This is a genomic window from Aeromonas sp. A35_P, from assembly GCF_002259925.1.
Taxonomy (GTDB): domain Bacteria; phylum Pseudomonadota; class Gammaproteobacteria; order Enterobacterales; family Aeromonadaceae; genus Aeromonas; species Aeromonas dhakensis.
The window spans coordinates 1-3693 of record NZ_NEVB01000158.1 but is presented as its reverse complement, the minus strand read 5'-3'; the positions used below and the strand labels follow the sequence as shown (position 1 = coordinate 3693).

3 protein-coding genes are annotated in these 3693 nt (G+C 60.1%); 2 read left to right on the top strand and 1 reads right to left on the bottom strand.

The features are described from left to right. The first annotated feature begins 74 nt into the window (after positions 1 to 74). Positions 75 to 1538, top strand: coding sequence for an IMP dehydrogenase (gene guaB / locus CAK78_RS10220; RefSeq protein ID WP_011705859.1), 1464 nt, complete (start codon positions 75 to 77; stop codon positions 1536 to 1538). A gap of 83 nt (positions 1539 to 1621) precedes the next feature. Continuing rightward, complete coding sequence (gene guaA / locus CAK78_RS10215; RefSeq protein ID WP_043172061.1) at positions 1622 to 3211, top strand: glutamine-hydrolyzing GMP synthase; 1590 nt, start codon at positions 1622 to 1624, stop codon at positions 3209 to 3211. 178 nt (positions 3212 to 3389) lie between these two features. On the opposite strand, the gene CAK78_RS10210 is transcribed toward guaA, so the two are convergent. Next, positions 3390 to 3693: transposase (locus tag CAK78_RS10210; RefSeq protein WP_141214104.1), on the bottom strand; the 304-nt coding region annotated here is incomplete at its 5' end.

Genomic DNA, 3693 nt, shown 5'->3' with positions numbered 1-3693 from the left:
CCAGTGACCAATGCGTGAGTAAACTTCGTCGGCAATATTTTACACCCCCACTTCCTCAACGGTGAGATATTGCCATGCTCAGGATTGCCAAAGAAGCGTTAACCTTCGACGATGTACTGTTGGTTCCCGCCCACTCCGAAGTTCTTCCCAATACTGCCGATCTGCGTACCAAGCTGACCTCTGCCATCAGCCTGAACATTCCCATGATCTCCGCTGCCATGGACACAGTGACCGAAGCCCGTCTGGCTATCGCACTGGCCCAGGAAGGCGGTATCGGCTTTATCCACAAGAACATGTCCATCGAGCAGCAGGCTGCCGAAGTGCGCAAGGTCAAGAAGTACGAGAGCGGCGTGGTCACTGACCCCGTCACCGTACGCCCCGACATGACCATCGCCCAGATCAAGGAGCTGAGCCACAAGAACGGTTTCGCCGGTTATCCGGTGGTGACCGAGGGCAATCAGCTGGTGGGCATCATCACCGGTCGTGATGTGCGCTTCGTGATCGATCTCTCCCAGACTGTCGAACAGATCATGACCCAGAAGGATCGTCTGGTCACCGTGCGTGAAGGCGCCCCCCGCGAAGAGGTGGTTGGCCTGATGCAGAAGCACCGTATCGAGAAGGTGCTGGTGGTCAACGCCGACTTCAAGCTCAAGGGCATGATCACCGTCAAAGACTTCCAGAAAGCCGAGCGCAAGCCGAATGCCTGTAAAGATGACAAGGGTCGTCTGCGGGTCGGTGCTGCCGTCGGTGCCGGTGCCGGCAACGAAGAGCGCGTCGCCGCCCTGGTGGAAGCCGGTGTGGACGTGCTGCTGATCGACTCCTCCCACGGCCACTCCCAGGGCGTGCTGGATCGCATCAAGGCGACCCGTGAAGCCTACCCTGATCTGCAGATCATCGGTGGCAACGTGGCGACTGCCGCGGGTGCCAAGGCGCTGGCTGCTGCCGGTGTCAACGCCGTCAAGGTCGGTATCGGCCCGGGCTCCATCTGTACTACCCGTATCGTGACCGGCGTGGGCGTGCCCCAGATCACCGCCATCTCCGACGCCGTTGACGCGCTGGAAGGCACCGGCATCCCGGTGATTGCCGATGGCGGCATCCGCTTCTCCGGTGACGTGGCCAAGGCCATCGCCGCTGGCGCCAGCTGCGTCATGGTGGGCTCCATGTTCGCCGGTACCGAAGAGGCACCGGGCGAGATCGAGCTCTATCAGGGGCGCTCCTTCAAATCCTACCGTGGCATGGGTTCTCTGGGCGCCATGTCCAAGGGCTCCAGCGACCGTTACTTCCAGACCGACAACGCCGCCGACAAGCTGGTGCCGGAAGGGATCGAAGGGCGCGTGCCGTACAAGGGCCGCCTCAAAGAGATCATCCACCAGCAGATGGGCGGTCTGCGCTCCTCCATGGGGTTGACCGGCAGCGCCACCATCGACGACATGCGCACCAAGGCCGAATTCGTGCGCATCTCGGGCGCCGGGATGAAAGAGTCCCACGTGCACGACGTGACCATTACCAAAGAAGCCCCCAACTACCGGATGGGCTGATAAAACGGGGCTGCGGCCCCGTTTCTCCACCCCTTTTTTATCCCGTGCTTTTTGTGACAACAGCAGCCTGATGCAGGAATAAAATGACTAAAGACATTCACCAGCACCGTATCCTTATCCTCGACTTCGGTTCCCAGTACACCCAGCTGATCGCCCGCCGCGTGCGCGAAATCGGCGTCTACTGCGAACTGTGGGCCTGGGATGTGACCGAAGAGCAGATCCGCGAATTCAATCCGAGCGGCATCATCCTCTCCGGCGGCCCCGAGTCCGTCACCGAAGCGGGCAGCCCGCGCGCCCCCGAGTACGTGTTCAACGCCGGCGTGCCGGTGTTCGGCATCTGCTACGGCATGCAGACCATGGCCGAGCAGCTGGGTGGCAAGGTGCAATCCTCCACCGAGCGTGAATTCGGTTACGCCAAGGTGGAAGTGCTGGGCAACGCCGGCAAGACCAGCGCGCTGCTGCGCAACATCGAAGATGCCATCGCCGACAACGGCAATGCCCTGCTGGATGTCTGGATGAGCCACGGCGACAAGGTCACCACCATCCCGGCCGACTTCACCACCATCGCCCAGACCGCCACCTGCCCGCATGCCGCCATGGCCAACGAGGCCAAGCGTTTCTACGGCGTGCAGTTCCACCCGGAAGTGACCCACACCCGTCAGGGTGCCCGCATGCTGGAGCACTTCGTCAAGGACATCTGCGGCTGCGAATGCCTGTGGACCCCGGCCACCATCATCGACGACGCCGTTGCCCGCATCCGCGAGCAGGTGGGTGACGACGAGGTGATCCTGGGCCTCTCCGGCGGTGTGGACTCCTCCGTGGTGGCCATGCTGGTGCACCGCGCCATCGGCGATCGCCTGACCTGCGTTTTCGTTGACAACGGCCTGCTGCGCCTGAATGAAGGCACCCAGGTGATGGAGATGTTCGGCGACCACTTCGGTCTGAACATCGTCAAGGTCGATGCCGAAGAGCGCTTCCTCTCCGCCCTGGCAGGTGTTGATGAACCGGAAGCCAAGCGCAAGATCATCGGACGCGTTTTCGTCGAAGTGTTTGACGATGAAGCGAAAAAGCTGAAAAACGCCAAATGGCTGGCGCAAGGCACCATCTATCCTGACGTCATCGAATCGGCTGCCAGCAAGACCGGCAAGGCCCACGTCATCAAGTCTCACCACAACGTCGGCGGCCTGCCGGAAGAGATGAAGATGGGTCTGGTGGAGCCGCTGCGCGAGCTGTTCAAAGATGAAGTGCGCCGCGTTGGCCTCGAGCTGGGTCTGCCCTACGACATGCTCTACCGTCACCCGTTCCCGGGCCCGGGTCTGGGCGTGCGCGTCCTTGGCGAAGTGAAGAAAGAGTACTGCGATATCTTGCGCCGCGCCGATGCGGTCTTTATCGAAGAGCTGCGCAAAGCTGACCTCTACAACCAGGTCAGCCAGGCGTTCGCCGTGTTCCTGCCGGTGCGCTCCGTTGGCGTCATGGGCGATGGCCGCAAATATGACTGGGTCATTGCCCTGCGCGCCGTCGAGACCATCGACTTTATGACTGCCCACTGGGCCCATCTGCCGTACGACTTCCTCGGTCACGTGTCGAACCGCATCATCAACGAGATCAACGGTATCTCCCGCGTGGTGTACGACGTCTCCGGCAAGCCGCCTGCAACCATCGAATGGGAATAAGCGGCTAACGCCCTTTCACCCTTCAAGCATAAAAATGTAAAAAAGACGCCCTTGCGGCGTCTTTTCTTTTTCCAATCGTTTGCGCCTCACTTTTCCGCTCGCTAGCCGCTTTCTCGCCTCCCTGCCTCTGTCAGATATGACAGGGGGCGTTTTATGGATCTCGCACTAGGCTGTGTTCTCAAAATGCTGGTTTTCTGTCCACCAATAGTTCCCGTAAGTAACGAAGGCAGAAAGCCAGCTTGATAAAAGCAGCAAAACTTCCCGCCAGCTTTTCATACCTCGTTGAGAATCGGCGAAACTTCTTCAGCCATCCGAAGCACCGTTCGACCACATTTCTCCTACGATAACGAGCTTTGTCTAACACCAGTGGACGTCCCTTATGGTGCCGTTGCTGGTCGCTGCGTTGCGGGATAACCGCTTTTATCTTTCTGCGCCGGAGTTCTGCCCGCAGAGCCCTGCTGCTATAGGCCTTATCTGCGGCA